Consider the following 216-nt stretch of genomic DNA (forward strand, 5'->3'; position numbering starts at 1 on the left):
CACAGCAACAATCTTCACTCATCAATGGCGGCCTCCACCATGGCTCTCTCCTCCCCCTCCTTCTCCGGCCAGGCGGTCAAGCTCAACCCCTCCACCTCCCAAATCTCCGGCAACGGCCGCTTCTCCATGAGGAAGACCGCCGGCAAGCCCAAGACCGTCTCCTCCGGCAGCCCCTGGTACGGCCCCGACCGCGTCAAGTACTTGGGCCCATTCTCC

1 protein-coding gene is annotated in these 216 nt (G+C 63.9%); it reads right to left on the minus strand.

The window, feature by feature from the left end; genetic code table 11:
* Positions 1 to 21: 21 nt before the first annotated feature.
* Positions 22 to 216: hypothetical protein (locus tag D2V08_RS17260; protein WP_439108265.1), on the minus strand; the 195-nt coding region annotated here is incomplete at its 5' end.

The organism is Flagellimonas lutimaris, assembly GCF_003581615.1.
GTDB lineage: Bacteria > Bacteroidota > Bacteroidia > Flavobacteriales > Flavobacteriaceae > Flagellimonas > Flagellimonas lutimaris.